Annotated in this window: 1 protein-coding gene; it reads right to left on the bottom strand. The window is 72.9% G+C overall.

Features of this window, described 5'->3' with window-relative positions; translation table 11 throughout:
* On the bottom strand, window positions 1–1343 hold a 1343-nt coding region (locus LCH29_RS43960), incomplete at both ends, for an acyltransferase domain-containing protein (protein WP_446467289.1).

Consider the following 1343-nt stretch of genomic DNA (forward strand, 5'->3'; position numbering starts at 1 on the left):
CCTCGTCACCGGAAACCACCACCGACGTGGGCCCGTTCACCGCCGCGACCGCCACCCGCTCGCCCTCGGCAAACCCGCCGAGGATGTCGGCGACCTCGGNCTCGGTGCCCTCGACCGCCGCCATCGCACCACCCGAAGGCAGCGCCTGCATCAACCGCGCACGACCCGCCACCAACCGCGCGGCATCCCCCAGCTCGAACACACCCGCTGCGTAGGCGGCGGCCAGCTCGCCGACCGAGTGGCCCAGCACCACATCCGGCACCACACCCCACGACCGCAGCAACTCCACCAACGCCACCTGCACCGCGAACAACGCCGACTGCGCATACCCGGTCCCCTCCAGCAGAGCCGCCTCCGCAGAACCCTCCGCCGCGAACAACACCTCCCGCACCGAGTGCTCAAACCCCGGCCCACCCGCCAACCCGGCGTCCAGATGTCCACACGCCTCGTCCAGGACCCGCGCGAACACCGGGAACTGGCCGTACAGCTCGCGGCCCATGCCGGGCCGCTGGCTGCCCTGGCCGGTGAACATCCACGCCGTACGCCCCTCGACCGCCACACCGGACACCACGGAGACATCACCGTCGGCCAGCGCGGCCACGCCCGAGTGCAGGGTGGCGAAGTCGGCGCCGAGCACCACTGCCCGATGGTCGAGCACCGCGCGCGTGGCCGCCAGAGACCACCCGATATCGGCGGGAGCGGCGTCCTGCTCGTCGAGGAAGGCCGCCAACTGCCCGGCCTGCGCGCGCAAGGCTTCCGTGGTCCGGCCGGAGAGCACCCACGGCACGACGACCGGCTCCGCGGTCGGGCGCTCGCCGCCCATGGCCGGTTCGATCGCGGGAGCTTCCTCGGCCTCCTCGATGATGACGTGCGCGTTGGTCCCACTGATGCCGAACGACGAGACACCCGCCCGACGTGGCCGCTCACCGCGCGGCCACGCACGGGCCTCGGTCAGCAGCCGTACCGCACCGGAGCCCCAATCGACATGCGACGAGGGTTCGTCCGCGTGCAGCGTCCGCGGCAGCCGCTGCTCGCGCAGCGCCATCACCATCTTGATCAACCCGGCCGCGCCGGCCGCGGCCTGACTGTGCCCGATGTTCGACTTCACCGAGCCCAGCCACAGCGGCTCGGCGCCCTCGCGCCCCTGCCCGTAGGTCGCGAGCAGCGCTTGCGCCTCGATCGGGTCGCCGAGCGTGGTACCGGTGCCGTGGGCTTCGACCGCGTCCACGTCGGACGGCGAGAGGCGCGCGGCGGCGAGCGCCTGCCGGATCACCCGCTGCTGCGACGGACCGTTCGGCGCCGTCAGACCGTTCGACGCACCGTCCTGGTTGACCGCACTCCCG

Source organism: Streptomyces sp. BRA346 (genome assembly GCF_052851135.1).